Annotated in this window: 29 protein-coding genes; 18 read left to right on the top strand and 11 right to left on the bottom strand. The window is 64.5% G+C overall.

The window, feature by feature from the left end; translation table 11 throughout:
- Window positions 1-17 precede the first annotated feature (17 nt).
- From C8J39_RS01750 to C8J39_RS01740, 3 genes are all read right to left on the bottom strand, one after another.
- Window positions 18-998, bottom strand: a complete 981-nt coding sequence (locus C8J39_RS01750; protein ID WP_120299070.1) for an MBL fold metallo-hydrolase — start codon at window positions 996-998, stop codon at window positions 18-20.
- 38 nt (window positions 999-1,036) lie between these two features.
- Window positions 1,037-2,959, bottom strand: a complete 1,923-nt coding sequence (locus C8J39_RS01745; protein WP_120299069.1) for a S9 family peptidase — start codon at window positions 2,957-2,959, stop codon at window positions 1,037-1,039.
- Window positions 2,960-3,168: 209 nt separating this feature from the next.
- Complete coding sequence (locus tag C8J39_RS01740) at window positions 3,169-3,708, bottom strand: hypothetical protein (RefSeq protein WP_147420648.1); 540 nt, start codon at window positions 3,706-3,708, stop codon at window positions 3,169-3,171.
- A gap of 219 nt (window positions 3,709-3,927) precedes the next feature.
- On the opposite strand from C8J39_RS01740, the gene C8J39_RS01735 reads away from it, so the two are divergent.
- On the top strand, window positions 3,928-7,026 hold the full coding sequence (locus C8J39_RS01735) for a TonB-dependent receptor domain-containing protein (RefSeq protein ID WP_120299067.1): 3,099 nt from the start codon (window positions 3,928-3,930) through the stop codon (window positions 7,024-7,026).
- 142 nt (window positions 7,027-7,168) lie between these two features.
- Here C8J39_RS01735 and C8J39_RS01730 read toward each other — a convergent pair whose 3' ends face one another.
- Window positions 7,169-8,230 (bottom strand): hypothetical protein, encoded by a 1,062-nt coding sequence (locus tag C8J39_RS01730; protein WP_243649684.1) that lies wholly within the window; start codon window positions 8,228-8,230, stop codon window positions 7,169-7,171.
- Between the two features lie 133 nt (window positions 8,231-8,363).
- Between C8J39_RS01730 and C8J39_RS01725 the strand changes: the two genes are divergently transcribed.
- Both C8J39_RS01725 and C8J39_RS01720 read left to right on the top strand, forming a co-directional pair.
- Window positions 8,364-8,627, top strand: a complete 264-nt coding sequence (locus tag C8J39_RS01725) for a hypothetical protein (RefSeq protein WP_056062779.1) — start codon at window positions 8,364-8,366, stop codon at window positions 8,625-8,627.
- A gap of 19 nt (window positions 8,628-8,646) precedes the next feature.
- A complete protein-coding gene (locus C8J39_RS01720) occupies window positions 8,647-9,936 on the top strand; it encodes an aspartyl/asparaginyl beta-hydroxylase domain-containing protein (protein ID WP_120299066.1) in 1,290 nt (429 codons plus the stop codon).
- Window positions 9,937-9,970: 34 nt separating this feature from the next.
- Here the strand turns inward: C8J39_RS01720 and C8J39_RS01715 are convergent, their stop codons facing one another.
- The 5 genes from C8J39_RS01715 to C8J39_RS01695 all read right to left on the bottom strand — a co-directional run bounded on the left by C8J39_RS01715 (window position 9,971) and on the right by C8J39_RS01695 (window position 15,001).
- Complete coding sequence (locus C8J39_RS01715) at window positions 9,971-11,149, bottom strand: aspartyl/asparaginyl beta-hydroxylase domain-containing protein (RefSeq protein WP_243649683.1); 1,179 nt, start codon at window positions 11,147-11,149, stop codon at window positions 9,971-9,973.
- Window positions 11,150-11,601: 452 nt separating this feature from the next.
- Window positions 11,602-12,300 carry a hypothetical protein gene (locus tag C8J39_RS01710; protein WP_132833283.1) on the bottom strand — a complete coding sequence of 233 codons (699 nt, stop codon included), beginning with the start codon at window positions 12,298-12,300 and terminating at the stop codon, window positions 11,602-11,604.
- Between the two features lie 323 nt (window positions 12,301-12,623).
- Complete coding sequence (locus C8J39_RS01705; RefSeq protein WP_120299063.1) at window positions 12,624-13,808, bottom strand: tyrosine-type recombinase/integrase; 1,185 nt, start codon at window positions 13,806-13,808, stop codon at window positions 12,624-12,626.
- On the bottom strand, window positions 13,780-14,100 hold the full coding sequence (locus C8J39_RS01700) for a helix-turn-helix domain-containing protein (protein ID WP_120299062.1): 321 nt from the start codon (window positions 14,098-14,100) through the stop codon (window positions 13,780-13,782). The genes C8J39_RS01705 and C8J39_RS01700 overlap by 29 nt, the downstream gene beginning before the upstream one ends.
- 376 nt (window positions 14,101-14,476) lie before the next feature.
- Window positions 14,477-15,001, bottom strand: coding sequence for a hypothetical protein (locus C8J39_RS01695; RefSeq protein WP_120299061.1), 525 nt, complete (start codon window positions 14,999-15,001; stop codon window positions 14,477-14,479).
- Between the two features lie 88 nt (window positions 15,002-15,089).
- Here C8J39_RS01695 and C8J39_RS01690 point away from each other — a divergent pair, with 88 nt between their 5' ends.
- The 11 genes from C8J39_RS01690 (at window position 15,090) to arsH (ending at window position 21,726) form a co-directional block, all read left to right on the top strand.
- Window positions 15,090-15,716: a hypothetical protein gene (locus C8J39_RS01690; RefSeq protein ID WP_120299060.1), complete on the top strand. Its 627-nt coding sequence runs from the start codon at window positions 15,090-15,092 to the stop codon at window positions 15,714-15,716.
- Between the two features lie 133 nt (window positions 15,717-15,849).
- Window positions 15,850-16,365, top strand: coding sequence for a hypothetical protein (locus C8J39_RS01685; protein ID WP_120299059.1), 516 nt, complete (start codon window positions 15,850-15,852; stop codon window positions 16,363-16,365).
- Window positions 16,362-16,586, top strand: a complete 225-nt coding sequence (locus tag C8J39_RS01680; RefSeq protein WP_132833281.1) for a hypothetical protein — start codon at window positions 16,362-16,364, stop codon at window positions 16,584-16,586. The genes C8J39_RS01685 and C8J39_RS01680 overlap by 4 nt, the downstream gene beginning before the upstream one ends.
- Window positions 16,579-17,154, top strand: a complete 576-nt coding sequence (locus C8J39_RS01675) for a hypothetical protein (protein WP_120299057.1) — start codon at window positions 16,579-16,581, stop codon at window positions 17,152-17,154. Before C8J39_RS01680 ends, C8J39_RS01675 begins: the two co-directional genes overlap by 8 nt.
- Window positions 17,151-18,005, top strand: coding sequence for a hypothetical protein (locus C8J39_RS01670; protein WP_120299056.1), 855 nt, complete (start codon window positions 17,151-17,153; stop codon window positions 18,003-18,005). The genes C8J39_RS01675 and C8J39_RS01670 overlap by 4 nt, the downstream gene beginning before the upstream one ends.
- 13 nt (window positions 18,006-18,018) lie before the next feature.
- Window positions 18,019-18,522 (top strand): hypothetical protein, encoded by a 504-nt coding sequence (locus C8J39_RS01665; RefSeq protein WP_120299055.1) that lies wholly within the window; start codon window positions 18,019-18,021, stop codon window positions 18,520-18,522.
- Window positions 18,523-18,580: 58 nt separating this feature from the next.
- The gene (locus C8J39_RS01660; RefSeq protein ID WP_120299054.1) at window positions 18,581-18,910 is read left to right on the top strand and encodes a helix-turn-helix transcriptional regulator; all 330 of its coding nucleotides are present in this window, start codon (window positions 18,581-18,583) and stop codon (window positions 18,908-18,910) included.
- Window positions 18,911-18,924: 14 nt separating this feature from the next.
- Window positions 18,925-19,353, top strand: a complete 429-nt coding sequence (arsC, locus tag C8J39_RS01655) for an arsenate reductase (glutaredoxin) (protein WP_120299053.1) — start codon at window positions 18,925-18,927, stop codon at window positions 19,351-19,353.
- Complete coding sequence (locus tag C8J39_RS01650) at window positions 19,350-20,636, top strand: arsenic transporter (protein ID WP_120299052.1); 1,287 nt, start codon at window positions 19,350-19,352, stop codon at window positions 20,634-20,636. The genes arsC and C8J39_RS01650 overlap by 4 nt, the downstream gene beginning before the upstream one ends.
- Window positions 20,633-20,956 (top strand): YnfA family protein, encoded by a 324-nt coding sequence (locus tag C8J39_RS01645; protein ID WP_056475088.1) that lies wholly within the window; start codon window positions 20,633-20,635, stop codon window positions 20,954-20,956. The genes C8J39_RS01650 and C8J39_RS01645 overlap by 4 nt, the downstream gene beginning before the upstream one ends.
- A gap of 29 nt (window positions 20,957-20,985) precedes the next feature.
- Entirely contained in the window at window positions 20,986-21,726 is a 741-nt protein-coding gene (gene arsH, locus C8J39_RS01640; protein WP_120299051.1) for an arsenical resistance protein ArsH, read from the top strand.
- Between the two features lie 16 nt (window positions 21,727-21,742).
- Here arsH and C8J39_RS01635 read toward each other — a convergent pair whose 3' ends face one another.
- On the bottom strand, window positions 21,743-22,567 hold the full coding sequence (locus C8J39_RS01635) for a DUF5677 domain-containing protein (RefSeq protein WP_120299050.1): 825 nt from the start codon (window positions 22,565-22,567) through the stop codon (window positions 21,743-21,745).
- Window positions 22,567-22,971 (bottom strand): helix-turn-helix domain-containing protein, encoded by a 405-nt coding sequence (locus C8J39_RS01630; protein WP_120299049.1) that lies wholly within the window; start codon window positions 22,969-22,971, stop codon window positions 22,567-22,569. The genes C8J39_RS01635 and C8J39_RS01630 overlap by 1 nt, the downstream gene beginning before the upstream one ends.
- A gap of 68 nt (window positions 22,972-23,039) precedes the next feature.
- On the opposite strand from C8J39_RS01630, the gene C8J39_RS01625 reads away from it, so the two are divergent.
- The 4 genes from C8J39_RS01625 to C8J39_RS01610 are packed head-to-tail and all read left to right on the top strand — an operon-like array spanning window position 23,040 to window position 26,481.
- Window positions 23,040-23,684 carry a cation transporter gene (locus tag C8J39_RS01625; protein WP_120299048.1) on the top strand — a complete coding sequence of 215 codons (645 nt, stop codon included), beginning with the start codon at window positions 23,040-23,042 and terminating at the stop codon, window positions 23,682-23,684.
- A gap of 11 nt (window positions 23,685-23,695) precedes the next feature.
- A complete protein-coding gene (locus tag C8J39_RS01620; RefSeq protein ID WP_132833279.1) occupies window positions 23,696-24,025 on the top strand; it encodes a hypothetical protein in 330 nt (109 codons plus the stop codon).
- A gap of 57 nt (window positions 24,026-24,082) precedes the next feature.
- On the top strand, window positions 24,083-25,336 hold the full coding sequence (locus tag C8J39_RS01615; RefSeq protein ID WP_120299046.1) for a TolC family protein: 1,254 nt from the start codon (window positions 24,083-24,085) through the stop codon (window positions 25,334-25,336).
- Window positions 25,333-26,481 carry an efflux RND transporter periplasmic adaptor subunit gene (locus C8J39_RS01610; protein WP_120299045.1) on the top strand — a complete coding sequence of 383 codons (1,149 nt, stop codon included), beginning with the start codon at window positions 25,333-25,335 and terminating at the stop codon, window positions 26,479-26,481. Before C8J39_RS01615 ends, C8J39_RS01610 begins: the two co-directional genes overlap by 4 nt.
- Window position 26,482 lies beyond the last annotated feature (1 nt).

Raw genomic sequence — 26,482 nt, 5'->3', positions numbered from 1 at the left:
GGTTCGGCTCCCGTCGATCAGCCGAAATCGAAGACGCCGCCGGGTGGTGCCGCGACAAACTTTTCGCGGGGTATCGTCGCTGCGTCCAGCGCCTCGCCCAGCGCGATTTGCGGCGCGTCGCGTGCTTCGTCGGTCAGCTGGAACGTGCCCCAATGGATGCCGAGCGCCTGTTTCGCGTCGACCTCGCCGAAGATCCGCACCGCCTCGGCGGGATCGACATGCTGCCCGGCCATGAACCAGCGCGGGGCGTAGGCGCCGATCGGGATCAGCGCGACGTCGGGCGCGCCGAGACGCTCGCGGATCTGGCCGAAGATCGCGCCATTGCCGTACGCGGTATCGCCCGCGAACCAGATCGCACCGGCTGGTGTGTCGAGCCAGTGCCCTGCCCATAGCGCCATCCGGACGTCGCTCGGCCAGCGGTTCGCCCAGTGATAGGCGGGGGTGATCGTAGTGGCGATGCCGTCGCCGATCGGCAGGCGATCCCACCAGTCGCCGACGACACACCGGGCGTCGCGCACCGCGGCGCGCAAGATCGTATCGTTGCCGAGTGGGAGTACGAACAGGGGCGTATGCGCCACCTGGAGCCTGCGCAAAGTGGCAACGTCGAAATGGTCGTAATGGCAGTGGCTGATGAGGACGACGTCGATCGGCGGCAGGTCGTCGAAGGCGATGCCGGGCGCCGCGACGCGCTTTGGCCCGGCGAACGAGACCGGGCTCGCGCGCTCCGACCAGATCGGGTCGGTCAGGATGTTGAGCCCGGCCACCTGGATCAGCATCGAGGCGTGCCCGATCATCGTGACACGGATCCCGTCGATGCGCGCGTCGGGCTTGGCCGGCGTGACCGGCACCGAGCGCGGCCATTTCGCGACACCGCGCGCCAGCTTCCACCGCAGCACGTCTTTCAGGCCGCGATCGGTCGGCGCCTGCCCCGGATTGAAGAACCGCAGACCATCGAAATGGTCGGACGGGGGACCCTGGTAATAACGGTTCTGCGGCATGTGCCTGCCTAGCCCGAAGCCGCCCGGCCGCCCAGACGCTACTTTGCGTTCTTCACGTATTTGTCGAACCACGCGATCGACCGCTGGCGGACGTCTGCCGACTGTTCGGGGCTCGTCACGCAGTGGCCGGCGTCGGGATAGATCACGAGGCTGACGGGGACGTTCTGATCCTTCAGCGCGTGCCACCATTCGATCGACTGGGTCGGCGGCACCTCGATATCGCGCTCGCCGACATATATGAACGTTGGCGTCCGGGCGGTCTTCGCATGATAGATCGCGGAGACGTCCTCATACGCCTTCATGTCGTCGTACATCGACTTGCCGAAGAACGGCAGCAGCCACTGGTCGATGCCGTTGGTGCCGTAATAGCTGACCCAGTTCGACAGGCCGGCGCCGGCGACGATGCCCTTGAAGCGGTTGGTCTGCGTGTTGGCCCACATCGCCATGAACCCGCCATAGCTGCATCCGCCGAGGCCGAGGCGCTTGTCGTCGACCGGCGCGACGCGTTCGACCGCATCGACGCCGGCCAGCACGTCGCGCAAGTCGCCACCGCCGAAGTCGCGCTTGTTCGCGGCGGTGAACGCCTCGCCCTGGCCGTAGCTGCCGCGGGGATTGGGCAGGAAGACGTAATAGCCCGCCTTGACCAGCGCGGCGTTGAGCGAGGTCGGATAGAGATAGCCGGGCGTCGAGGCCGCCGATGGGCCGCCGTGGACGATCGTGATCATCGGCGCCTTGCCAGCCGGCGCGGTGCCCGAGGCGGGGCGGGGTGCGAGGAGCCAGCCCTGGACGTCGAAGCCCTCGTTCTGCCAGCTGATGCTCCGTGCGGCGGCGAGTGCGGGCATCGCGTCGTTGTCGTGTGTGATCTGCTTCACGCCCTGTCCCTGGGGGGTGAGCGGACCTGCGTAGATCGCCGGTGCGTGCTCGTAATCTTGTACCACGGCGGCAGCGATCCGCCCGTCCGCTGAGAACACGGCGCGGCCATCGCCTGCGCTCGAGCTTGCCGGCTTGGCAAACCCCGGCGCGACCGACTGGCCGGGCGTGAGCGTGCCGAACTGCATCTGGTCGCCGGCCAGCGTTACGGTGCGCAGGCCACCGCGGGTCCAGGCGATCGTCGTCACCGTCGACTTGGCGCCGGCGGTGACGTTGCGCGGGGTGCCGCCCTCCAGCCCGACCGTGAAGACGTCGCCGCCGATCGATCCGAAGTCGCTCATCAGGCCGCCGACATAGGCGACGGTGCGGCCGTCAGGGGACACACGCGGCTGGTTGATCTGCGTCGTCGGCTTGGCAATCGAGCGGACCGCGCCGGTTTGCGCGTCGATCGCGTCGAGCGTCGCGACCCACCAGTTGTTGTCGCCATTGCCGAGCGCGGTCGTCGCGACGAACCCGCGGCCATCGGGCGTCCAGTCATATTCGTAGACGTAGCGCCCCGCCGGCGAGAGCGGCGTCACCGTCGTCGTCGCCTTGGCGATGTCGAACACGGCGAGGCGTTGCTCATCGCTCTTCTCGCCGATCTCGCCGATCATCCGGACGCCGGCCTGCGTCGCGCCCGACTCCTTGGCGGCACCGAGCGTCACCAGCAGCGCGATCCGCTTGCCGTCGGGCGACACACGCGGCGTCTGCGCGATACCGGCTATGGTCGCGACGGTGCGCGTCGCCTTGGCGTCGGCGTAAGACAGCCGGACGTTACCTGCGGCGGTGTCGCGGACCAGGAACACCAGGTCGCCGTTGGGCGCGAAGGTCAGCCCCCCATAGCTGCACGTCGCGCACGGATCGATCGTCCGCAGCACGCGCCCGTCGGCGACGTTGCGCAGCGTCACTACCCCGTGCCCGCCGCTGCTCTCGATGGTCGCGATGCGATCGCCCGCGGGAGATAGTGCGAGCCCGCCATATTGGTGGAGCGTCTGCGCGGACGCAGGCGCGGCGGTCGCGAGAAGAAGGGCGGCGGTGACGGTAAGACGCATTGAGGGCTCCGGCAGAACAGCGGTTGCCCCTGCTTAGCGCTTGGCCGACCTGCGGCAAGACGGTGTCGTGACTACGCCGTTCAAAGACCTCGCGCCGCGACCGCCAGGCATCCGTAGCGGGTCTAAATCGTCCGTGATCGCGGGTTCGTACCTGGTAACTCTGGCAGTGAAATCCAAGAGACGCACTTTGGCTTATGTTGCCACAGTCACTAGCGCTGACGCTTCACCAAAACCGGTCGTTCGCCGTCAATCAACGCTTTGAACCCACCGAAGCCAGACTGCTTGATGATGACCGCAGTGCCGGGGCGCGGTGCGAGCGTCAAAGGCTCGATTGTCTCCCACGCCGTATTGTTGGCCAGCTGGATTAGGAAACGCGCGTAACTTGACGCCTTCACACCGGTGATCGTCGTCTTCACCTCGGTAACCCTCGTGAGCCGGTCGGCCTCGCCGCCGCCAAGGGGGTTTTTTGCCGCATCTGCGAGCCCGAATCGCTGCTGTTTACGCTCGACGACAGCCGCGCGGTCCAGCGCCAGCAAACTGCCGGACTTGCGCGCGCTCGCTATCTCGCGAGCGGCTGCGTCAAAGCATGACAGCCGAGCAGCATCGGTCGCAACCTGCTGGCATTCGGCAAGCGCGTCCAATGTTCGCGACGAGGTCCGATCGGGGGCGGCAGTCGCCGGTGCACCGCAGGAGACGCCCGCCAGAGCGAGGAGTGCAAACGGAACGCAATAGGCACGCAAATCACGCATTGGACTACCTCGAGACGAATAAAGGAAAGAATCTATCGGTTGACACCGGCGGGGGACACTATGTTGCGCTTATGTCACTCTACTGTCGCAAACGGAACCCAAAAGGGCCGAATCGACGATAATCGTTGCAGTGCAGTAATGGCGATCGATACACCCTTCCCGAGCCGGTTCTTTTCCGGGGGCAAATGCACGGCGATACGCCGGCAAAAAGGGGCTAATATGACATCTGTTGCTCGTGCACACCTGCTTGCGACCACGCTGCTCATGGGAGCGGCGACGCTTGCCACACCAGCGTTCGCACAAGTCCAGGGTGACAATTCGGGAATCCGCGCTGGCGGCGCGACCGCAACCCAGGCGACCACGCCGGGCGCGAACGCCCAGGGCGAAGTCGGCATGACGACGTCGGAAGCGGCCCCTGTCAATGATAACAGCCAGGGCGACATCGTCGTCACGGGCTCGCTGATCAAGAACCCTGCGCTGATTGCGTCGGCACCTGTTCAGGTCGTTGGCCAGGAAGAAATCAGGCTCCGCCAGTCGAACACGGCCGAAGACGTTCTTCGCACGTTGCCGGGCGCAACGCCGAGCATCGGTTCGGCCGTCAACAACGGCAATGGCGGCGCATCGTATGTCGATCTTCGCGGTCTGGGGTCGTTCCGTAACGTCGTTTTGATCGACGGCAATCGTATCGCTCCGTCGGGCCTGTTGGGTCGCGTCGATTTGAACAACATTCCGCTCGCATTGGTCGAGCGCGTCGACATGCTGACCGGCGGCGCGGCGACGACTTACGGCGCTGATGCAGTGTCCGGCGTCGTCAACTTCATTACCCGCTCGGATTTCTCCGGGATCGACGCATCGGTGTCCAACCAGATCACCGAGCGTGGCGATGGCGCGTATTTCCGCGGCGATATCACGATCGGCGCGAATTTCGACGATGGTCGTGGCAACGCGGTCTTCTCGGTCGGCTATCAGCAATCGGATCCCGTCTATCAGGGGGACCGGCCTTACTCGATCCAGAACTACGATTCGTTCTCGGGCGCATCGAGCGGCTCGGGTACGACCACTCCATCCGTGTTCACGCTCGGCGGTCGCCGTCAGATCAACCCGACCACGGGCGCACTGTCGACGGCGGTAACGCCGTTCAACTTCAACCCGTACAACATCTTCCAGACGCCGTTCGAGCGTTTCAACATGTATGGCGCAGGCCATTACGCCGTGTCGGACACGGTCGAAGTCTATACCCGTGGCCTGTTCTCGAAGAACACCGTCGACACGATCATCGCGCCGTCGGGCGTCTTCAACTCGTCGGTGGTTGTCCCGCTGTCGAACCCCTATCTCCCAGCAGCAGCGCGTTCGCAGTTCTGCACGGCCGCCGGAATCACGGCAGCGCAGTGCACGGCTGCTGCTGCAGCGACCAGCCCGACCGATCCGAACTTCCGCACGATCACGACCAACCTGTCGCGGCGTACGACCGAGGTCGGTCCGCGCATCTCGAACTACCAGACGACGATCTTCGATTATCGCGTTGGTGTGAAGGTCGGCCTCACGGAAGGCATCAAGCTTGATGTCTCGGGTGGTTATGGCGAATCCGAGAATACTCAAACGCTTCAGGGCTATGTCCTGACGTCGCGAGTCCGCTCGGCAGTATATGCAACCAACACCACGTCTTGCCTGGGCAATGCGCCACAGGGTGCGGCGATCACCGCCGGTAGCGGCTGCGTTCCGCTCAACATTTTCGGCGCAGACGGTTCGATTACCCCGGCGATGACCAACTACATCACGGGCGAAAGCACGACGACCGTCCGGACGTCGCTGGCGCAGGCCCGTGCGGTTCTGAACGGCGATTTCGGCTTTGCCTCGCCATTCGCAAGCGATGCAATTGGCTTTGCGGCTGGCGGCGAATACCGCAAATATCGTGCGTCGCAGCGCTCGGACACGCTGGCGCAGACCGCCGGCGAACTCGGTGGTGCCGGTGGCGCCGCGCCGAACATCGACGGTGGCTATGAGGTAAGCGAAGGCTTCGGCGAGTTGATTGCGCCCCTGATCCAGGACAAGCCTTTCTTCCAGAGCCTCACTCTCGAAGCAGGCGTCCGCTATTCGCACTACAAGATCCTTGCCGACTCGTCGCCGACGTTCAACACCACCACCTACAAGGGCGGCCGTAGCTGGGAGCCGGCAACCGGTCTGAAACTGCGCGGGACGTATCAGCGTGCCGTGCGGGCTCCGAACATCAGCGAACTGTTCTCGCCGGTGAATACGGGCCTCACCAATCTGTCGACCGATCGTTGCGCGGGTGCGGCGCCGGTCAACAATGCGAACCTCCGCGCAGTCTGCCTTGCGCAGGGCGCGCCGGCGTCGACGATCGGGCTGATCACCAACCCGACGGCAGGGCAGGCGAACATCACCTCCGGTGGCAACATCGCGCTTCGTCCTGAGAAGTCGGACAGCTACACACTTGGTGTCGTGATCCAGCCAACTAGCTTCATTCGCGGGCTGTCGATCACGGTCGATTACTTCAACATCAAGATCAAGGGTGCGATCTCCCAGTATGCTCCTGGCGATCTCATCTCGGCGTGCTTCGACAATCTGGGTGCTGCAAGCGCAACGAGCCCGGCTTGCCTTGCGATCTCGCGCAACCCGGTGACGGGCGGTCTGGATGGCGATCCGGCGACCACCCGTGGTCTGGTCGCGGCAATCTCGAATCTCGGGACGGTCAAGACCGACGGTATCGATCTCAACGTGACCTATCGTACGCCGCTGATCGAGGGCGTTAAGATGGCGCTGGCGTTCCAGGGTAGCTGGGCGAACTCCTCCACCTTCCAGGCAGCGCCCGGCCTCATCAATCGTGAATGCATCGGCTATTACTCGATCAACTGCGGTGGCGCTGCCAGCGCGGTTGCAGGGGGCTCTGGTTCGATCCAGCCGGAATTCACCTGGAACACGCGTGCGACCTTCACGGTCGACAACAACATCGACCTGTCGGTTCTGTGGCGCCACATCGATGGTGTTCGTCAGGAGCCGGACGATATCGCCAACGGCAACGGGCAGGCCTTCGCTGGCAATCTTTCGGGTGGCGCGCTTGCTGGTCAGGCCGTCGATTTCACGCGTATTCCAGCGTACGATTACATCGATCTGGCAACGCGGATCGGTGTTGCCGAGAATTTCGACCTGACCGTGACGGTGGCCAACCTGTTCGACAAGCAGCCGCCGCTCGTCGGTTCGACGGTTGGCTCCACCAGCTTCAACAGCGGTAACACCTATCCGTCGACGTACGACGCGCTGGGCCGTCGCTTCTCGGTCGCTGCCCGCCTGCACTTCTAGGATCGGTTGCGATCCGACTTCTGGGGTGGCTCTTCGGAGCCACCCTTTTTTTGTCTGCTCTCGAGCGACCCGGTAACGGCACAGTGCTCGCCAGCCCGTCTGATATGGGTTTGACCAGGGGCTCGAGTTGGCTTCGAGGCTTTTAGCCGAGCAGTGGCGCCGGCGGATCAAGCGCCACCCCGGCACCGCGCGCGACGGCTTCGGCCCATATCAGGACCTTATCGATCTCGTCGGCGTACAAGGTTGCGCCGTCCATCTGCTCGCGAGTGCGGTCGGCCGCGCGATAGGTCGTGCCGTCCTTGGCATTGCGCGCAAAGGCTTCGCTATGTTCCAGCGCATCCAATGTGGCGGTGTTTATCGGCAAGGCATATAGATCGCAGATTGCGTGCAACGCCGCGCGGGGCGCCGCGACCAACGTCTCGCTTTGCAGCGACCGGACCCGGCCTGGGAAGCGGTGGGCAAGCGCCGCAAACAGATCCGCCTGTGCGATCCAGCCGACCGCAGCTGCTTGCAGATCGGTCAGCCGGAAGTAATCCTCGGGCGCAAACCCTAGATCGACCATGCGGTCGGCGAGTTGCTTAGCCAGCAGTTCGCGGACCCATAACCGCCCCCACATCCCCTTGCGCGCGATCGACGTCAGGAACACGCGAAGTGGTGCATACAGGAGCACCGCGCGGGCGTCGGGACGAAGGTTCAACATCGTCGGCGCCAACGCGTTGACGACGTTAGACGGCTTGATGATCATTGCCTCGCCCGGAACGAAAGCACGCGCCGATAATGTAAGCGCGTCGTTTAGCACCTCTGCGATCTGAGCGGGATCACCGCCGCGATGTCGCCAACCGACCAGATCGTTGAGGATCAGAGGCTCCTTCAACGTCGACGCGAACCCGACGCGATCAAGCGCTCGCGCGAGCAGGGTCGAGCAGCAATAGGCCGAATGGAAGATGAAATGGACCGGATCGATACGCTGTACGGCGGCGACGGTCTCACGTCGGGCGACGACGACGGGGTTCGCTGTGGTGGGTAGATGTTCGTCGGTCAGGAAGGTCGCTGTGCCACGCATCGCCCGATCCGCCGCGACAAGATGCACGGCGTCGTGTTCCGGATCATAGCGGTGCGCTAGCCAGCAGGGATCGGCGATCCGTGTGGCATTGCCGGTCGTGTCTCGATTCTTGGGGGGCGTGCTTCGAGCGTGGCTGGTCATCGCTATTGGATGGCATATCGCATTCGCGTTCGCCATCGGCGAAGTACATTGCGAAACCGTCGGATTTGGATTGTGCGCCGACACGAATAAGGCATGATGGCGGTCTTATCGAAAATGTCGAAAAGGGTGGGCAATGATAAAGCAGGTTACGTTCGGTTTGGCGTTCGTCCTCGCGACGGCCCCAGCTATCGCGCAGCAGCCGGCGACCACGGACAAGGTGGCTGACAAGACGGCCAGCAAGCCGCACCCGAAGATATGCAAGCGATCGGCCCCGGCGGGGTCGATGATCGAAACGCGTCGTGACTGCCACACGCGAGAGGAATGGAACGAAATGGCGCAATCCGCTCGCGCGACGGGCCAGGATATGGTCGATCGGTCCGCGGCGGGCGGCCACTAAGTAGAGCCTCACGGTCATTATGAACGCCGATGTTACTTCGCGGTTAGACGGCCTGCTGCGCGACGCCGATCGCGCGCAGCGCGCGGGCGACAAGGCTAGGGCTACTGCGGCGTTTCGCGATATCCTGGCGATCGCGCCCGACCATCCGATCGCGCTTAACGCCCTCGGGATGGCGGCGTTGGGGCGTGACGATCGCGCGGCGGCGGAATATTTCGCGCGGGCAGCGGCCGCCGATCCCGCCGCCGCACCGCTCTGGATGAATCTGGCGAGCGCGCATCGCGGGTTGGGCGATGCCGTGGCGGAACGGACCGCGCTGGAGCGGGCGCTGGCGCTCGACCAGCGCAACCTGATGGCGAACGTGCGCCTCGCCGAACTGCACGACCGGACCGGCGATGCGGCGCAGGCGGCGTTCCGCTGGGGCGGGGTGGCGACGATCGTCCAGTCGATGGCGGACCGATCGCCACCGCTCGATCAATTGCTGGCGCGCGCGTCGGAGCGAACCGCATTCCATGCGCGTGCGCTGTCGGACGATGTCGATGCCGCGATGCAGCCGCTGCGAGCAGGCGCGGACCCTGCGCAGCGCCGCCGGTTCGATGCCTGCGTCGATGCGATGCTGGGGCGTCGGACGATCTACGCACCCGCGCCGCACGGAATGCATTTCCCGTTCCTCCCGGCCGACGAATTCTTCGCCCGCGACCATTTCGCGTGGCTGGCCGAGTTCGAGGCGGCGACCCCCGTCATTCTCGCCGAACTGAAGGCGTTGCTCGCCGAACCGTCGGCGGGCTTCACGCCTTATGTTGCGATGCCGCTCGGCACGCCGGCTAATCTGTGGAGCCCGCTCGATCGCTCGGACCAGTGGAGTGCACGCTATCTCTGGCGCTACGGGGTCCGCGACGATGCGGTCTGCGCGCGGTGTCCGCAGACCGCGGCGATCCTCGATGCGTTGCCGCTGGCGGATATTCCTGGCCGCGCACCGACCGCATTCTTTTCGGTCCTCAAACCGGGCACGCATTTGCCGCCGCACACCGGGGTCAGCAACATTCGTTCGGTCGTGCACCTGCCGCTGATCGTCCCCGACAAATGTGGTTTCCGCGTCGGCGGCGAGACCCGCGAATGGCGCGTCGGCGAGGCGTTCGTGTTCGACGATACGATCGAGCACGAGGCCTGGAATGACAGCGACACGATCCGCGCCGTCCTGATCGTCGACGTCTGGAACCCCCATCTGACGCGCGACGAGACGACGATGCTGCGCCACCTGTTCGGTTCGCTCGGCAGCAAGCTCGGCAATAGCGGAGACGTTGCAGACTGAAGCCGGTGCCGACGGGCGGCCCGCAGGGATATGCTCAGCCCGTGTCGATCGCCACGCCTTGATAGGTGTCGATGGCCTCGAAGATGTCGGTCAACGCGGCGCGTTCGTCGGCGGTCAGTTCGGGTCGCCAAACCTCGAACAGCAGGACGATCCGGGTTTCCGTGCCGCGGTTCCACGCCTCGTGCTCGAACGAATCGTCGAAGATTAGCATTTCGCCGGTCCGCCACGCACGCGTTTCCGCCCCGACACGGAGTGCGCATCCTTCGGGAGCGATCAGCGGCAGATGACAGATCAGCCGCGTGTTGAGCATCCCGTGATGCGGTCGAATGTGCGTGCCCGGCTTCAGCAGCGAAAAGATCGCCATCGGGGAGCGGCCTGCGATGATCGGGATCGGTGCTTGCTCGAGTGCGGCCATGGTATGCGGACAGGAGGATGCGTTGGGCTCCACGCGCTCGCCACCGCGCCACAACTGGAACGCGCTCCAGCTTGGATCGTCGAGCAACGGGTTGGCCGGCGCGGGGCGGTCTGGAGTCGACTGGACATAGGGCGCAAAGCCCCGTTCGGCCGCGACGACGCTTTCCAGCTCGGCACGCATATCTGCGGTCGCGGCCTCGATGGCGGCAACCCACGCGAACTCGTCGCGCTCGAAGAACGCACGCTGCGCAAGCCCGGGAAAATAGAACATCGACGGTTGTTGCAGATACAGTTCACGCCGTCCGAGCAGCAGGTCGAGCGCGTATCGCGTACGCCCTCCCGATACGCCAGCGGCAAGACCAGTACCTGCCAGCGCATCGCCGAGATGTGCGGCAAACCGTTTCGCGCAATCCGCCAGGAACGCCTCACCCGCCTTCAGCATCGGCACCAGCACGGGCGCGATCGTGGCATCCGGCAGCGTGGCCACGTTCAGCGCGGTGCGATAAAAGGATTGCGCCGCGCGCTCGTCGCCGCGCCGGACCTTCAGCGCGGCCATCGTCAACAGCGCAGCCAGGTGGCGTGGTTCTGCTGCCAGGAAATGCACGAGCGCGGTTTCCGCCTCGTCGTCGCGGCCGAGCGACTGCGCGGCTTGTGCTATCAGGAACCACGGCGCGGGCATGCCCGGTGCACCGTCGCGTAGGAGGGACAGCGTTTCATAGGCGCGTGCCGCATTACCGTTGCGGAGCGCAGCCATCCCGTCGCGCGCGAGATTTTCTGCTTGAGGCCGGGTCAGTTGCATTCCTCCAGCGTAACGAAGTGGAGGCGGATGCCAAGTGCGCGGGTCTCACCTAGCTTGAGGCAGGCCATGCTCCGGCCCAGGAAAGCGATGTGACGACCCCGATAGGCGTCGCTCCAGATCGCCAAAAATGTGACCGCGGCGATAAACTGGCTGGAGCTCGGCCAAGGCGGTGATCAGTCCGCGAAGATGCCATTGCGACACTCGACTGGCTGATGGTCGCACATTGCCGACAATTACAGCAGATCGAAAATTAGGTAATAATTGGCTGGGGCGGCAGGGGATTGAGTGTGACCACTCTGCGACCTGCGCCCGAAGGTAAATTCGACGGCTCCGGCGCCATTATGCGCAGGGACCTGTCCCACGCAACCCATCCAGAAACAGAGCGTGCCGTGCTCGCGTCGAAGCGAAATCGAGGCTGCCTGCAAGGGGCTACGAATTGGTATCGGCGCCGCTTAGTATGAAACTTGGAGCGTCACGATCGTGAGCCGGCCATCGACGCGACCAACCACCGTGATGTTGCCAGTCGGACTGTCGGGACTGTTCATCGCCATTATGGCAGTCACCGGCATCCGGATGCTGTATAGCTGTTCGAACGCCGTACCCTGCGGGGACGAAACGACCGTGTTCCCCCACTTCGGATCGGACCAGGCCGTAAAGCCCCACGAGGTGCCGATGAACTTGAGCGGGCTCTCGGGCGGCGCCGGCGGCCTCTTCCAATCGTAGGCGCTCGGTCGATCGCAATTCGCCGCTGTGGCGATGCGCGCGTTCGAAAGCTTCGGACCATTATAGTCCGCGGACAGCACGAAGCACCGGTCATCGCTGAACCGCAGCGTTACGGGCAGATAACCCGCCGACCAGGCATCTATGAGGTGCGCGCCGTCGCGATCGGCAATCGTGTAGGCTCCGATGATCTTCACGCTCGCTGACGCGGCGCGACGATAGCCTGGGTCGACGTTGAAGCGATCCGAAAGAGACGCGGCCAAGATCGGGGTCAGAGCCGGGGCGCCTAGCTCCGGTTCTACGGCAACCTCAGGACCGGGCGCACCGCTGTAGCCGGATGGCGGTACGAACACCTGCGACTTGGCAGTAGCGGACATCACGGTCAGGGCTACAGTGACTGCGATCCGGATGATGGCTGATGTCTTACCCATCACTCGTCTAACCCCTGTTGAAACTTGCGGGCAGGTTGCGCCACAACGCCTTACACGCTGTACGCGATTCTCGCAGTCGAGAACGGATCTGTATTCCCTCTCAGTTTCTGGATACGACAAACCTCCCTGCGAACTTCGGCTGTTTTCGGGCAAAACCCCTTTTTTGGGCAAAATGCGCAAAAGCGAAGGTGACCGCGGGACCGTGCGGAAGTTCGCGAAAAGTTCGCAGCCTGACAAGCCATCCTGAAACGGTCATCGGACAGAGAAAAGGGCCGGCGCCTCGCGGTGCCAGCCCTTCGAAGAAATCGTGCTCGAACCGATCGTCAGCCGGCAATGAACGCGAGGGACCGCTCCTCCGCGAATGCGGAGGGCTGAAACCGGCAGATCACTTCGGCCGCATCCGCCTTGCACGTGGTTCCGGCAGTTACGGGTCGCGCAGGCGAAACTGGCGCGGCCAAGGCAAGAGGAGGCGGCAGGGCCGGCAGCGCCGAGTGTCGGACCATCATCGCCATGGCCTCGATCGCGAGCTTTCGCCGCTTCAGGTACTTCATGGCCATCTCATACGTGCGATGACCGATGATCGAACAGATCTGGTCCACGTCGCAGCCCGCATCGCGCAAGATCGCCGCGGTAGCATAGCGACTCCCATGTGGCGTCCGCCACGGCATGTCGGGAATGTTCCGGACCAAGATCTTCATTCGGTACCCGAAGCCCTCTTCCCCGATCGGTCCGCCGCTACGTTTCCTGACGATCGCGCCTGAAACCGGACCCTGGGCCCGCAGCCTATCGAGTTCCGCGCGCAGCACCGGATGCATGGGAATCGTCAGAAGCTCGTTCGTCTTGCGCTGCCGCACGCGGACGAAGTCTGCAAGAACCTGGGACCAAGTCATGCGCGCGACATCGCCTGGGCGCTGGCCAGTGCAAAGCGCAATGATGATCAGCGTCCGGATCCCGCCGGTCGCATGCTGGAACAGCAGAGCGATCTCCTCGTGACTCCACGGCTCGTGCCCTGGGCCCTTGCTCTTGATCCGGCGCATACGCAGGGCCGGGTTGAGCCCCTGCAGGACGTACCCTCGGTCGCCAGCGAAGACGTAGAGTCGGCTGATGAATAGCCTGATCACCTCGGCGTAGCCGATCTTCATGGTATTCCTGACGCCGGCCAGCATCTCCATCGTGGTCAGCTGCATCATGCAGTCGCCGAGATATTTCGAAACCCGCTTGCCGAACTGAAGGTAGTTGGCCTGCGTCCGGGTGGCCAGCGCTCGAAACTCCACGTCCTCGTAGAACTTCCCCATCACGAAATCGAACGTACCCTTCATCGGCTTGGCGGCAATCGGCGCAGGTTTGATCGTCAGCGCCAGGCACTCGACATACTTCGCTTCGAAGTCAGGGGCTCCAGGCTGGCTCGGTAGCGGTGCATCAAACCCCCTGTAACGGAACCGCCAGTACTTGCCTTTGGCGATATAAGTGTAGGCGGGTCTACCTGCCGGTCGCTCTTTCTTGTCCATTTTTCAACCTCGCGAAAAACCGCTTCTCCATCGCCCGTGTCCCCGCCATCGGGTCCGAGGACCGATGGGGCATCCCGGCCATCCCGTCCGCGAAGCGATCGAGATCATGCCGGTCCCAGAGCACTCGCCGTCCGATCCGCCTCGGCGCGATGCCGAGCTTACGGAATGTTCGGTCGCACACGCCAAAATAGGCGCAGGCAAGTCGCAGCGGCATCAGTCTTGGCCAGTCCGGCAGCTGCGGTCGTACGACCGCAGAACCATCGGCCGTTTCTTCGGCATCGTCGTGCTGCATGGGTTGCCGCTCCGATCGAGGAGGCGGCCAACATCGATCGCAGAAGCCGATAAGCCTCCACGGTCCTCCAACGGCCGCACTTGAGTCGGCTGATAACCGAACACAACGTGAACAGTTCCCGTCCCATCCAGAAAACGGGCCAGTGCAGCGCGGCGTGCCGAGTGTTGACGTCCGGGACGAGGCATGAGATTCATCTCGAAGCCGCTTCGTCCGGACGTCGTATGGGGGTCTTCCTCTAGATCGGCGTCATATCCGTCTCCTCTGCTGGTGGGGTCCGGAAGAGCGGTTCGCGGGGCCTGCCGCTGCTACGGTGGCCCCGCACCTCCTCCGGGACAAATCTAGAAACCTGGGGTCTGCGAACCTTCGCGGGCGGCCATCATGCCGCCTCGCGCCTCGCGGTCTTCGGGCCACGGAACCTGACGATCTCGCCCCGGACCTCCCTCTCGATGGAGGCCCGGTCGACGTTGCCCAACGTCCAGCTGGCTCCATCTGGATCGTGCACGACCTCGCCCTCCGCTGCCAGCTTGCGCAGCAAGGGCGAGACGCTCGTTCTATGGATCGTCACGCCGAAGCGCATCTTCACTCGATCGATCAGCCCACGCACGCCCAGCGGCTGATCGGCTTCGATCATTGCGGCGATCAGCATGGCCCGCTGCGACGGTCGCCGTGCCGACGCCTTCGCCTTCGTCGGCCGCTCCAACGCATCACGAGGCGACGCCAATCCGAGCATCTGCTCCATCAGATGGATCGCGCCATCCAGTTCAGCATGCTTGCGTGCCGTCAGATCACTCTGAGCTACCAACCGGGCAAGCTGATCCGCCGCCTCCGCCCGCTGACGATAGAGGTCGTCGAGATCGAAGGTGACCAGGCGGGCCGGCGGGGACGAGGGTGATTCGGTCATTCCGCGACCATGACGATCGCGCACCGCATTGTCAAATGATCCTCCAGTGCGTAAAGTTAAGACAGGCTCCCGAAAAGGAAGTAGCAGCATGATAATTCATGACACGGAGCGATCCTCGCGGATCGTGGCCGAGGCGACGCGCGTCATCGAGCTCACTCGGCAGATCGACGCCGTCATCGAAAATGCGAGAACACTGATCAGCGATCGGCACGCTGCAACCATCGAGCTCTGCAGACTATCAGAGGCGGACCTTGGCGGCACATCCCCCAGCTTGGAACCTGCCGCGATCGACGCCGCCATCGCGATCATCGCAAAGGCCGGCAAGAACGGCATCGCCGCCAAGTCGCTCAGTGCTGAAGTCACAAAGGCGACGGGGATAGAGGTTCCCTCCGTCGTCTTGGAATCGTCCTTGAGACCATATCTGCTCGCTGGCGACGTCAGCCTTCGCGCCGACCTCTACAGGCCAGGCCAAGGCAGGATAAACAGGCGACAGGGCAAGACGTCGCCCGACGTCCCCACCGACCGGGAAATGGCCCTTCAGGTACTTCGGGAGTCTCCGATCCCGCTCGGCGTCGCGGCGATCATCAGCGCGGTGGAGCGACGTTTCGGCGAACGGATTCCTCGCACGACGCTTTCACCCCTGCTCGCCAAGCTGAGGGACACGGGCGGCCTCGTGATACATGCCGACGGGAAGTGGCTGGCGGAGAAGCACTGACCGGAGTCGAAATAATTATTCCTACATCGGCGAGTCCAAATCGTTCCCGCTACGTTCTGCAGTTTCTGGATGAGACATCCCATCCTGAAATGACGGCGCCTCGAATCCGGCGCCTCGGACGGAGTTAGACCACATGAGGAACATCGCACTCGAAGACCAGCTCGACGCCCTGCGCGACCGGGGATCGGGACCCCTGAGCTGGTGGCGCACGCTATCCTGCTCCAGCTTCATAGCCGACGCGAGGGTCGTCGAGACCGCCGTCATCTCGATCATCTCGGTGAGCCGGCTGGCGCCCCCGGCGCTGATCTCCGAGATCGCGGCCATCCCCGATGACGAACTGGCGCCGACGTGGAACGACCTGGCAGTCAATTTTTTCTCCATGGACTCGATGAGCCTTGGCCTGTGCTACGAGATCGGCGGAAGTTGCGCTGCGCTATCGGCGCGGCAGGTAGATCCATTAGGCTCCATACTGCTGCTGAAGGCGCTGTCCGAGCCCTACATCATGCTCGATCCCGAAACCCGGATATACGTCGCGGGCTCATGGCTGGCCGAACGAGGTACCCTGCTCAACCAGACGACGCTTTCGAGCATCGACTGGTGGCAGACCGCCCGAGGATACCAGCTGCCACTACTGGCGGGAGAGGCATGATGGATCCGCTTTGCCTGTTCGGCATGGGAACGGCTCTGGCCGGCTTCGGCGGGCTCGGGACGACGTGGCGCGCTTGTCGCGAAGTCCTCTCGATACCGCGCGGAACGATCGGCGGTTCCGGCCTGCTCTGTGCGATGGGTTTCATGATGCTGGTCAACATCGGCATCGTAGTCGCCGGGCTATGGGTCGCTTTCGCAGTGGCAGGAGGCGTCCATGGCTAAGCCCACCGTGAGACCGTTGCCGCGAGGGACGACCGCCAGAACGGATCTGATCCTGTGCAAGCAGCCGATCGACGTCGCGTATCGGGTTCCGGAGCTGCAGCCGAAGGCAGCGGGCCCATGGCGGATCGAGGCCGACAAGATCGCCTGGACCGATCCGCATTCTGGCTATCCCTGCATCATTCGCCGAGAAGGACGCGGTGGGCATCTCGCATACTACGTTGGGCTGCCACGAGCGCATCAGCTGTTCGGCTGGACTGCGAAGGCAATCCCAGCAGGCCTGGTCGACGTCCCAGGCGGCCTCGACTATTCCGCAGCATGCGATGAGGGAGGTCCTGAGGATCGGTCGATCTGTCACATCGCGGAAGCGTCGAAACATGACGACCTCTGGTGGCTCGGGACTAACTGCGACCGCATCACGGACCTGATCCCCGACGATGGCGAGCACGCCACTGAGGCGCGGCGGCGCGGCATCGCGCAGGCGTATCGCGACGTCGGCGAACTGTTCGGCCGCTGTACGGATCTGGCGTCCCGTCTGAAATCCCTTGCGGGTGAAGGACAGACCGCATGATCGGCTCTTCGATCAGGCACGATGCGAACCTGGCATGGGGATGGTGGTTGCGGACCGTCAGTAGCCCCGGCTGGGGCGTCGTCATCGTCGACGAGGACGGACGCGAATGGCAAAGCGTTCGTCAGGCCTTCTGGGCCGGCAGGCTCGGCATGAGCCTCGACAGTGAGGCCGTCGTTAACGAAGGCCTCGAACTGCTGCTGGCAATGCTCGCTTCCCGGTCGCGTGACATCGTCGGTCCAGTCGAGACGGGAGCGGCGCTCTTCGGGGGCGATCCTCGCTTCTACCGTCTTTGGACGTACTGGCTTGTGTCGACGGGGCTGGCCGAAGCGGGTCGAATGCGCACTCCTTTTGAGGCAACGGTCACTCACGAGGGCGCATCAGTCATCAGAATGCTTGTCGCGACGAGGCCGCCCGAACTTGCCGACATCGCGATCGGCAAGGACGCGATGGCACTGTTCGGCACGCAGGGATCAACGACGGAATGCGACCGCGAACGGTTCGACGCTGCGGAAGCCGCGCTGCGGCGTTTCCGATTTGCAGTGATCCGCGAGGACCTTTTCGGCCAGCATATGGTCGAAATGCTCCACCGTGACCTCAGCGACCCGATTCCCATGGTGCGCACGATCTGGACCGTCGTGTGCTCCGACGCCGGCAGTCGTGATCGGTTGCACCTGTGGATGCACGACCGGAGCGATAGATGGTCGGCCTGGGGCGAACTGGTCCTCCAAAAGGGGCCGCATTCCCTGACGCAACTCCTGCTGGAGCTCCTCAACGCCAGCGCGCCATCAGGGCCTCCGACGTCCGGCGACCGGCCGACTGGGACGCACCTCGCGATCCCCAACCGCTCGTGATGGCGCAAGTACTATGATCCGTCGCATCAAGGGCGACCGCCGCGACCGCCCGGTCGCTGCGGTAACGCCCGGACCGGATCGCCGACCCGTTCGCCGTTTCGAAGAGGATCGAATTGAGCTGCCTATCATCCTGGTCGCAGCGCTCGAAGAGACCGGAACCGGCGTCGACCGGTTTCTCGAACGGCTTCAGCGAGAATCGATCTGGCAGGCCGAGTCGATCAGATCCGCCGACGGGGAGATCGACATTCAGGCGCATCTGGCCCCCGAGGGACTGCGGTGTGTGGTCCGTATCGGAAAGGATAAATGGTATCATCATCCGCTCGATGCGCTGCATGCCTTCGGCCTCGAAATGCCGGCGACCGACGATGGCGGCCTCGCGATCCTGGAACTGGACCCTCTCCTGAATGCCCTTCCTCTGAAGATCCGGTACATGAGGACGCTCAATGACGCGAAGCCGGGCCTCGGGACCTGCCTGTATCTGATCGTTCCGCGCATCAGCTTCGCCCTGCGTTATTAGGCATCGGGAATTCCCGATGCATCTTGTGTCGGTAAAATCCATCGGTTATTGCCGATGAATGACCGACGACGAGGCACTTGCCGCTCTCTCCGCACTCGCACATCCGACGCGGCTCGCCACGTTCCGGACGCTGGTGCGGCACGAGCCCGACGGCCTCTCCACGGGCCAGCTCGTCGAAGCGTTAGAACTGACGCAGAGCACCTTCTCGACGCACCTCGCCGTCCTCGCCAAGGCCGGTCTGGTGCGAGCGGAAAAGCGTGGCCGCAACGTCATCCAGCGTGCCGAGGTGGGTGCGCTGAAAGGGCTGATGGTCTTTCTCGTCAAGGACTGCTGCCAAGGGCGCGCCGAACTGTGCGAGCCGCTCGTCGCCGAACTCACCTGCTGCTGACGCGGAGCAACGACATGACAGACATCGTGATCTACCATAATCCCGCCTGCGGGACGTCGCGCAACGCGCTCGAGCTGATCCGCAACTCCGGCGTCGAGCCGCACGTGATCGAGTACCTCAAGACGCCACCGTCGCGGACGCTCCTCGTGCAGCTGATCGGACGCGCCGACATCACACCACGCCAACTCCTACGAGAGAAGGGCACACCCTACGCCGAGCTTGGCCTCGACGACGAGGCAATCAGCGACGAAGGATTGATCGACGCGATGATGGCCCATCCCGTGCTCATCAACCGCCCCCTAGTCGTCACGCCGCTGGGCGTGCGGCTCTGCCGTCCATCCGAGGCGGTACTGGACATCCTGCCTGAGCCGCAACGCGGCGCCTTCGCCAAGGAGGACGGCGAGAAGGTCGTCGATGCAGACGGGAACCGCGTGCCGGGATGATTGCCGCGCTACTCATCTTCGTCGTTACCATCACGCTCGTCATCTGGCAGCCTCGCGGCCTCGGCATCGGATGGAGCGCGATGGGCGGCGCCGCGGTGGCGCTAATCGCTGGCGTCGTTACCGTCGCCGACATCCCGGTGGTGTGGGACATCGTCTGGAACGCGACCGCGACCTTCGTCGCGATCATCATCGTCAGCCTGCTGCTCGACGCCGCCGGTTTCTTCGAATGGGCCGCGCTCCATGTCGCCCGATGGGCCGGCGGGCACGGCCGTCGCCTCTTCGCGATGGTCGTCCTGCTGGGTGCTGCCGTCTCCGCGCTGTTCGCGAACGACGGTGCGGCGCTCATCCTCACGCCGATCGTCATCGCAATGCTGCGTGCGCTCGGCTATGGTCCGAAGCCGACGCTCGCCTTCGTCATGGCCGCCGGGTTCATCGCCGATACCGCCAGCCTGCCGCTGGTCGTGTCCAATCTGGTCAACATCGTGTCCGCCGACTTCTTCCGCCTCGGCTTCGGCGAGTATGCGCTGATCATGGTACCTGTCGATCTCGCGGCGATCGCGGCCACTCTGCTCGTTCTGACGCTCTACTTCCGGCGAGACATCCCCGCGAAATACGACGTCGGGCAGCTCCGGATGCCGGCGGACGCCATTCGCGACCCTGCGACCTTCCGCACCGGCTGGATCGTTCTGGCCCTGCTGCTGATCGGCTTCTTCGTGCTTGATCCACTCGGCGTACCGGTCAGCGCGGTCGCCGCGGTCGGGGCGATTCTGCTGCTTGCAGTGGCCGGACGAGGAAAAGTCATCGAGACGCGCAAGGTGATCCGCGACGCCCCATGGCAAGTCGTGATCTTCTCGCTCGGCATGTATCTCGTCGTCTACGGCCTGCGGAACGCCGGCCTCACCACGCACCTCTCGACACTGCTCGATAGGACCGCCGAGGGTGGCGTCTGGGGTGCGGCGTTCGGCACCGGAATCATCGCGGCCGTACTGTCGTCGGTGATGAACAACATGCCGACCGTGCTGGTGGGCGCACTGTCCATCGACGCATCGCACGCGACTGGTACGGTCAGGGACGCCATGATCTACGCCAACGTCATCGGTTGCGACCTTGGGCCCAAGCTGACGCCTATCGGGTCGCTGGCCACGCTCCTGTGGCTGCACGTGCTCGACCAGAAGGGCGTGAAGATCGGCTGGGGCTACTATTTCAAGGTCGGCATGACGCTGACCGTGCCGGTGCTGCTCATCACGCTCGCCGCCCTTGCCCTGAGGCTCTCCATCGCATGACCGCCATCGTCTACATCGCCGCCGCGGTCGCCGAGATCGCCGGGTGCTTCGCCTTCTGGGCGTGGCTCCGGATGGGAAAGTCACCCATCTGGCTCGCCCCGGGCATCGTATCGCTCATCCTGTTCGCATGGCTGCTCACCCGAGTGGACAGCGACGCGGCAGGTCGAGCGTATGCTGCATATGGCGGCATCTACATCTGCGCCTCGCTACTCTGGCTCTGGAGCGTCGAGGGTGTTCGACCGGACCGATGGGACGTCGGTGGAGCTGCTCTGTGCCTGGTAGGCACCTGCGTGATCCTGCTTGCACCGCGAACAGCCTGACGGCGAACACCTATCCTGGAGCTATCTTCATGCCTCTCCGCACGCTTGCCGACCCGACGCACACCCCGGCACTCGACCGATCTTTCGTCATCGATCAGCTGGCGCTTGGTCTCGGGACGGATCAGTCGCCGCCACGCATCCTTCTGCTTTACGGGTCGCTCCGCGAGCGCTCGTTCTCGCGCCTCTGCGTTGAAGAGGCGGCACGGTTGCTGCAGTTGTTCGGCGCCGAGACTCGCATCTTCGACCCCCACGACCTGCCGCTGCCCGACCAGGTCGCCGGCGACGACCACCCGGCGGTGCACGAACTGCGCGAGCTGTCGATGTGGTCGGAGGGGCACGTATGGTGCAGTCCCGAGCGGCACGGGCAGATTACCGGCGTCATGAAGACGCAGATCGACCATCTGCCGCTTTCGATGGGCGGCATGCGGCCGACGCAGGGACGCACGCTGGCTGTGATGCAGGTGTCGGCAGGATCCCAGTCGTTCAACAGCGTCAATACGCTGCGCCTCCTCGGCCGATGGATGCGCATGTTCACGATCCCGAATCAGTCGTCGGTGGCGATGGCCTACAAGGAATTCGGCGAAGACGACCGCATGCGGGCCTCCAGCTACTACGACCGTATCGTCGACGTGATGGAGGAGCTGGTGAGGTTCACAGTGCTTCTGCGACCCCACTCGGGCAAGTTGGTCGACCGATATTCAGAACGCAAGGAACGCGGCGTGCCGATCGATCCATCCATGGACCACTCCGCGATCGCCATCGTACGATGATCTCCTGCCGCCGTCATCAACGTTGGCGAACATTTGCCTTCGCCGGCTTTCTGATCTCAGTCGAACGCATTTTACGCCCTCTCTCGACGGCACCGGGAAACAGACCCGACATATCACGTATGGCCCGGGTCATGAGGGTCGCTGCGAACTCCAGAGCAGACGCCATGTAGAAGGTGTCCTTCTCGTTCCGGAACCCTGAACCGCGACCATGCTCGCTCATGCGGTAGAAGGCGACCGGGCCGGTATGCGTGTGGTTGCTCAGGAACCGATAGAAGAAGCGGAAGTCTTTTTTGCCGAGGTCGGTCCGGTCGATCACGTCGTCCTGAACGAAGGGCGTCTTTTCCCCCTTCAGGAGTTCCCGTTGTCTCTTCTCGGGGAGCGCTGCGAGATAGGTATTGGCAGCAAATTTCGTTTCCAAGTCGGTCCTGACCACGTTTCGAAGGGCACGGGTCTCCTCATCAAGCTCCTTCTCGCCAAGTTCGGCAAATAGTTTAGCCCTCGATCCGTCATCGTGAAGGTTCAGGAGAATTATGCGCGCGTCCTTCTGATCCTGAGGCACGTCGTCGATGCATAGGAAGAAGAAGAATAGGTAGCACTCGGCCAAATTGCGGACGATCGAGGCGACCGCACCGAAGTCGACATGCGTGTTTGGGCCAAGCGTCGGCGTCAAAACCTGAATGCTCTTGGCCGTCACCACCAGCCGGGTGAAGAGCACAGATGCCCAATAGTGCTGCGCCGTGGGGCTAGATATTCCACTAGCTCCAACAGACAAGATCTCCGCTGCCGATACGAGCTTGCCGAAATCCGCTCGGGCCGAACGGTACATGGCCTCGGCATTCATCAGCGGCCACCCGGGGCGAATGCCTCGAGGATGCGACACTCCGCCATCGTGCCACCGGCGCAGCTCGAAATGACCCCGGCAAGTTCGCGCCGAAGTGCTGTCAGGTCGGCGATCTTGCGGTCGATCTCCCCCAGGTGCCTGTTGGCGAGCTCGTCGACAGTACCACAGTCCCGGTCCCGCTGCACCGCCATGTCGAGCAGCGCGCGCACCTCGTCCAGCGAGAAGCCGAGATCGCGCGTGCGTCGGATGAACCGCAGCCGCTCCAGATCCTCCAGTCGATACGAACGGTAGTTGCCTGCCGTTCGAGCCGGAGGGGCGATCAGTCCCGCGCGCTCGTAGTAGCGCACCGTCTCCACCTTGGTGCCGGTCGCTTCCGCCAGCTTGCCGATCGTCAGCGCATTCATCTCTTGACCCTGTAGCAGCTACAGGGTGCATATAGGGCGTCGCACGAAGAACACGAAGGGCGACGACCATGACCTGCGGCAGCTGCTGCGCATCGTCCAGCAAGGGGACGTCCGCCGATCCCGGGTGGAGGCGAGCGCTCTGGATCGCGCTCGGCGTGAACGGCGCGATGTTCGCCGCCGAGATCGTCGCCGGCGTAGCCGGGGGATCGAAGGCGCTGCAGGCGGACGCACTCGACTTTCTCGGCGACAGCGCCAACTACGCGATCAGTCTCGGAGTGGCCGGCATGGCCCTCGCCTGGCGTGCAAGGGCGGCGCTGCTGAAAGGAGCCACGCTCGCGATCCTCGGCGTGTACGTCCTGGCATCGGCACTGTGGAGTGTCTGGCACGGGGGCACGCCGCAGGCCGGGATCATGGGCGTGGTCGGCGTGATTGCGTTGGTGGCGAACGCGGGCGTCTCGCTGATGCTATATAGCTATCGCACCGGTGACGCGAACATGCGTTCGGTCTGGATCTGCTCGCGCAACGACGCGATCGGCAACGTGGCAGTGGTGCTCGCCGCAGTCGGCGTGTTCGGGACCGGAACCGCCTGGCCAGACCTGATCGTAGCGGGCGTCATGGCCGTTCTCGGCATCAGCGGCGGCGTGCAGATCATCATGCAGGCGCGATCCGAACTCGTCCCGAATGGACGGGGTTACACGGTGCCGGCGGAATGATAGGGAACGGCATGCGCAAGCTCGTGCCCTTCCTGGCGTGCCTGATGCTGGTCCTCACGACGTGGGCCGGCATGGCTCATGCCGCGGAAGCACGCGGCGTCGAGATGAGCCGGACCGAGATGGCCGCGCACGCCCCGGGCGATGGCGACGAAGTTCCTGCGGACGCGGACAAAGGCTACCCGCACCACCACGCGAGCTGCCACGAGCACCACGTGAACACACCGATGATCCGGACGACCATAGGCGCGGCCGTCGCGACATCGGCGATGCCGCTGGCACCGCCCAGTCCCACGTTGAGCGGTCACGTCACGGAAGCAGCCCTCCGACCTCCCCAAGCCTGACGCGTCGATCGGGCGCGCGCCGACGCGCGTCCGGGTCACCATCGTCAGGAGCACTCCATGTATCGCATCATCGCGGCCGTCCTGGCCGCAGGCGCCTGCGCATCGTCGCTGCAGGCCCGGACCGCGACCTCGTCGCCGGTCCTCACGCTCGCCGAAGCGCTCGACCGAGCGGGTGCCTCATCGCCCTTTCAGGATGCGGCTGCGGCCGGCATCCGTGCCGCCGAGGCCCAGCGCCGCGTCGCCGGTCTTCGCCCCAACCCGTCGATCGTCGGCGAGGCTGAGAACGTCGCAGGCACCGGCATCTATCAAGGACTGCGATCGTCGGAGACGACGCTCGGCCTCGCCCTGCCGCTCGAACTCGGCGGCAAGCGCGGAGCGCGCATCGCCGTCGCCGAGGCACAGATCGGACGCGCCGGTCTCCAGTCAGAGATCGTTCGCGCCGACCTGCGGCTGAGAGTCACACAGACCTACAATGCCGCCGCAGCCGCGCAGCGCCGGATGGCAATCGCACAGGATCAGGTCGGTATCGCTGCCGAAGTGCTTCGCGGGGCCCACGTGAGGGTTCAGGCCGGCCGCGCATCGCCGCTCGAGGAGCAGCGCGCCGACGTCGCGCGCATTGCAGCTGAAGGTGCGCTTGAACGGGCACGCCGCTCGGCAGAAGCGGCCTCCGGCAATCTTGCCCGGCTGCTCGACATGCCGGTGGGCCAGCTCGATCGCAGCTGGTTCGACGCGGTCCCTTCGACTGGCGCGATGCGACCGATCGCGACCTCTGGAACCCTCACGGTCGCAGCGGCGCGCGCCGACCTCGACACGGCGACCGCGCAAGTGCGTCTGGCGCGCAGCCAGAGGGTGCCCGACCTCACGGTCAGCGCAAGCGCACGGCGTCTGGAGCAGACCAACGACGTCGCCGCAGTATTCGGCATCTCCATCCCCCTCAACGTCTTCAACAACGGGCGCGCGAACATGGCCGTAGCCGAGGCGCAACGCGAGCAGTCGGATGCTCTGCGACGGGTCGCGATGCTCGACGCCGACCAGGACGTGGCGACGGCTCTAGCCGATGCTGACAACGCCGCGACCACTGCGCGCAACGCCACCGGACCGGCGCTCGCCGCCGCCACCGAGGCGGCACGGATCGCCCGGATCGGCTACCGCGAAGGCAAGTTCGGGCAACTCGATCTACTCGATGCCGAACGCACGCTGCTCGAAACCCGGACGGCCGCGATCGACGCGCTGGCCGCCCACCACGATGCGCAGGCACGCCTGGAACGGCTGACCGCCGCCGCACCGCTCCCCAAGGACGATCAACGATGAAACGCATACTGAAGGTCGCCATGCCGGCCGTCCTTGCTCTCGCCATCGCCGGCTGCGGCCGCTCGGAGGCACCGGCCGACAATGCCGGCGAGGCCAACGAGAGCAAGGAGGCCGCCACCGGCGATCCAACGACCGCCAAGCTCACCGCCCAGCAGATCGCCGATGCGGGCATCGAGGTCACCCGTCCAACCGTCGGCGGCGTCGCCGGCGCCATCGAGCTTCCCGCCACCATCGAGGGTGATCCTCAGGGCGTGCAGGTGGTCTCGGCTGCCATCGGGGGACGCCTCGTCTCGCTCACGCGCAATCTCGGCCAGCCGGTCCGGCGAGGCGATACGCTCGCCATGATCGAAAGCCGTGAAGCCGCAAGCCTGAACGCGGAGGTGGAAGCCGCCCGCGCTCGCTCCGCGCTGGCCCAATCGAACCTGCGCCGCGAGCAACGCCTGTACGCCGAGCGCGTCTCGCCCGAACAGGACCTCGTCGCGGCGCGGACCGCCGCGACGGAGGCGAACATCGCGCTGCGTCTCGCCCGTCAACAGCTTTCGGCAACCGGCGGCGGCGGCGGCGCCCTCAACCGCATTACGGTCCGCTCGCCCATCGCCGGTCAGGTGATCGCCCGGTCAGCAACACTCGGCCAGCAGATCGCTGCGGACGCCGAGATCTTCCGGGTCGCGAACCTTGCGAAGGTGTCGGTGACGATGTCGCTGGTTCCGGCGGATGCCGGCCGCGTCAGGCCTGGCGCACGCGTCGAGGTGACGTCGGCGGGGCGTCGACAGGAGGGTCGCGTGACCTTCGTTTCCCCGATCCTGGACGAAACTACCCGTCTCGTGCCGGTGATCGCCACCATCGACAACGCCGGCGGCACATGGCGGGTCGGCGAGAACGTCGGCGTTTCGGTGCTGCTGCCCGCCACCGGCGATCGCAGCGTCGCCGTGCCATCGGCCGCCGTTCAGATGATCGGCGACAAGCCGCATGTCTTCGTCCGCACGCCGTCGGGCTTCAAGGCTACACCCGTGACGCTCGGCCGGACAAACGGCGGTTCGGTCAGCGTCACCGCAGGCCTGACCGGTGAGGAGCGCATCGCATCCACCAACTCGTTCACGCTCAAGGCCGAACTCGGCAAGGGCGAAGCGAAGGACGAGGACTAGG

The organism is Sphingomonas sp. PP-CC-1A-547 (genome assembly GCF_003610375.1).
In the GTDB taxonomy this organism is placed as follows: Bacteria; Pseudomonadota; Alphaproteobacteria; order Sphingomonadales; family Sphingomonadaceae; genus Sphingomonas.
This window is presented reverse-complemented; position numbering and strand designations above follow the sequence as displayed.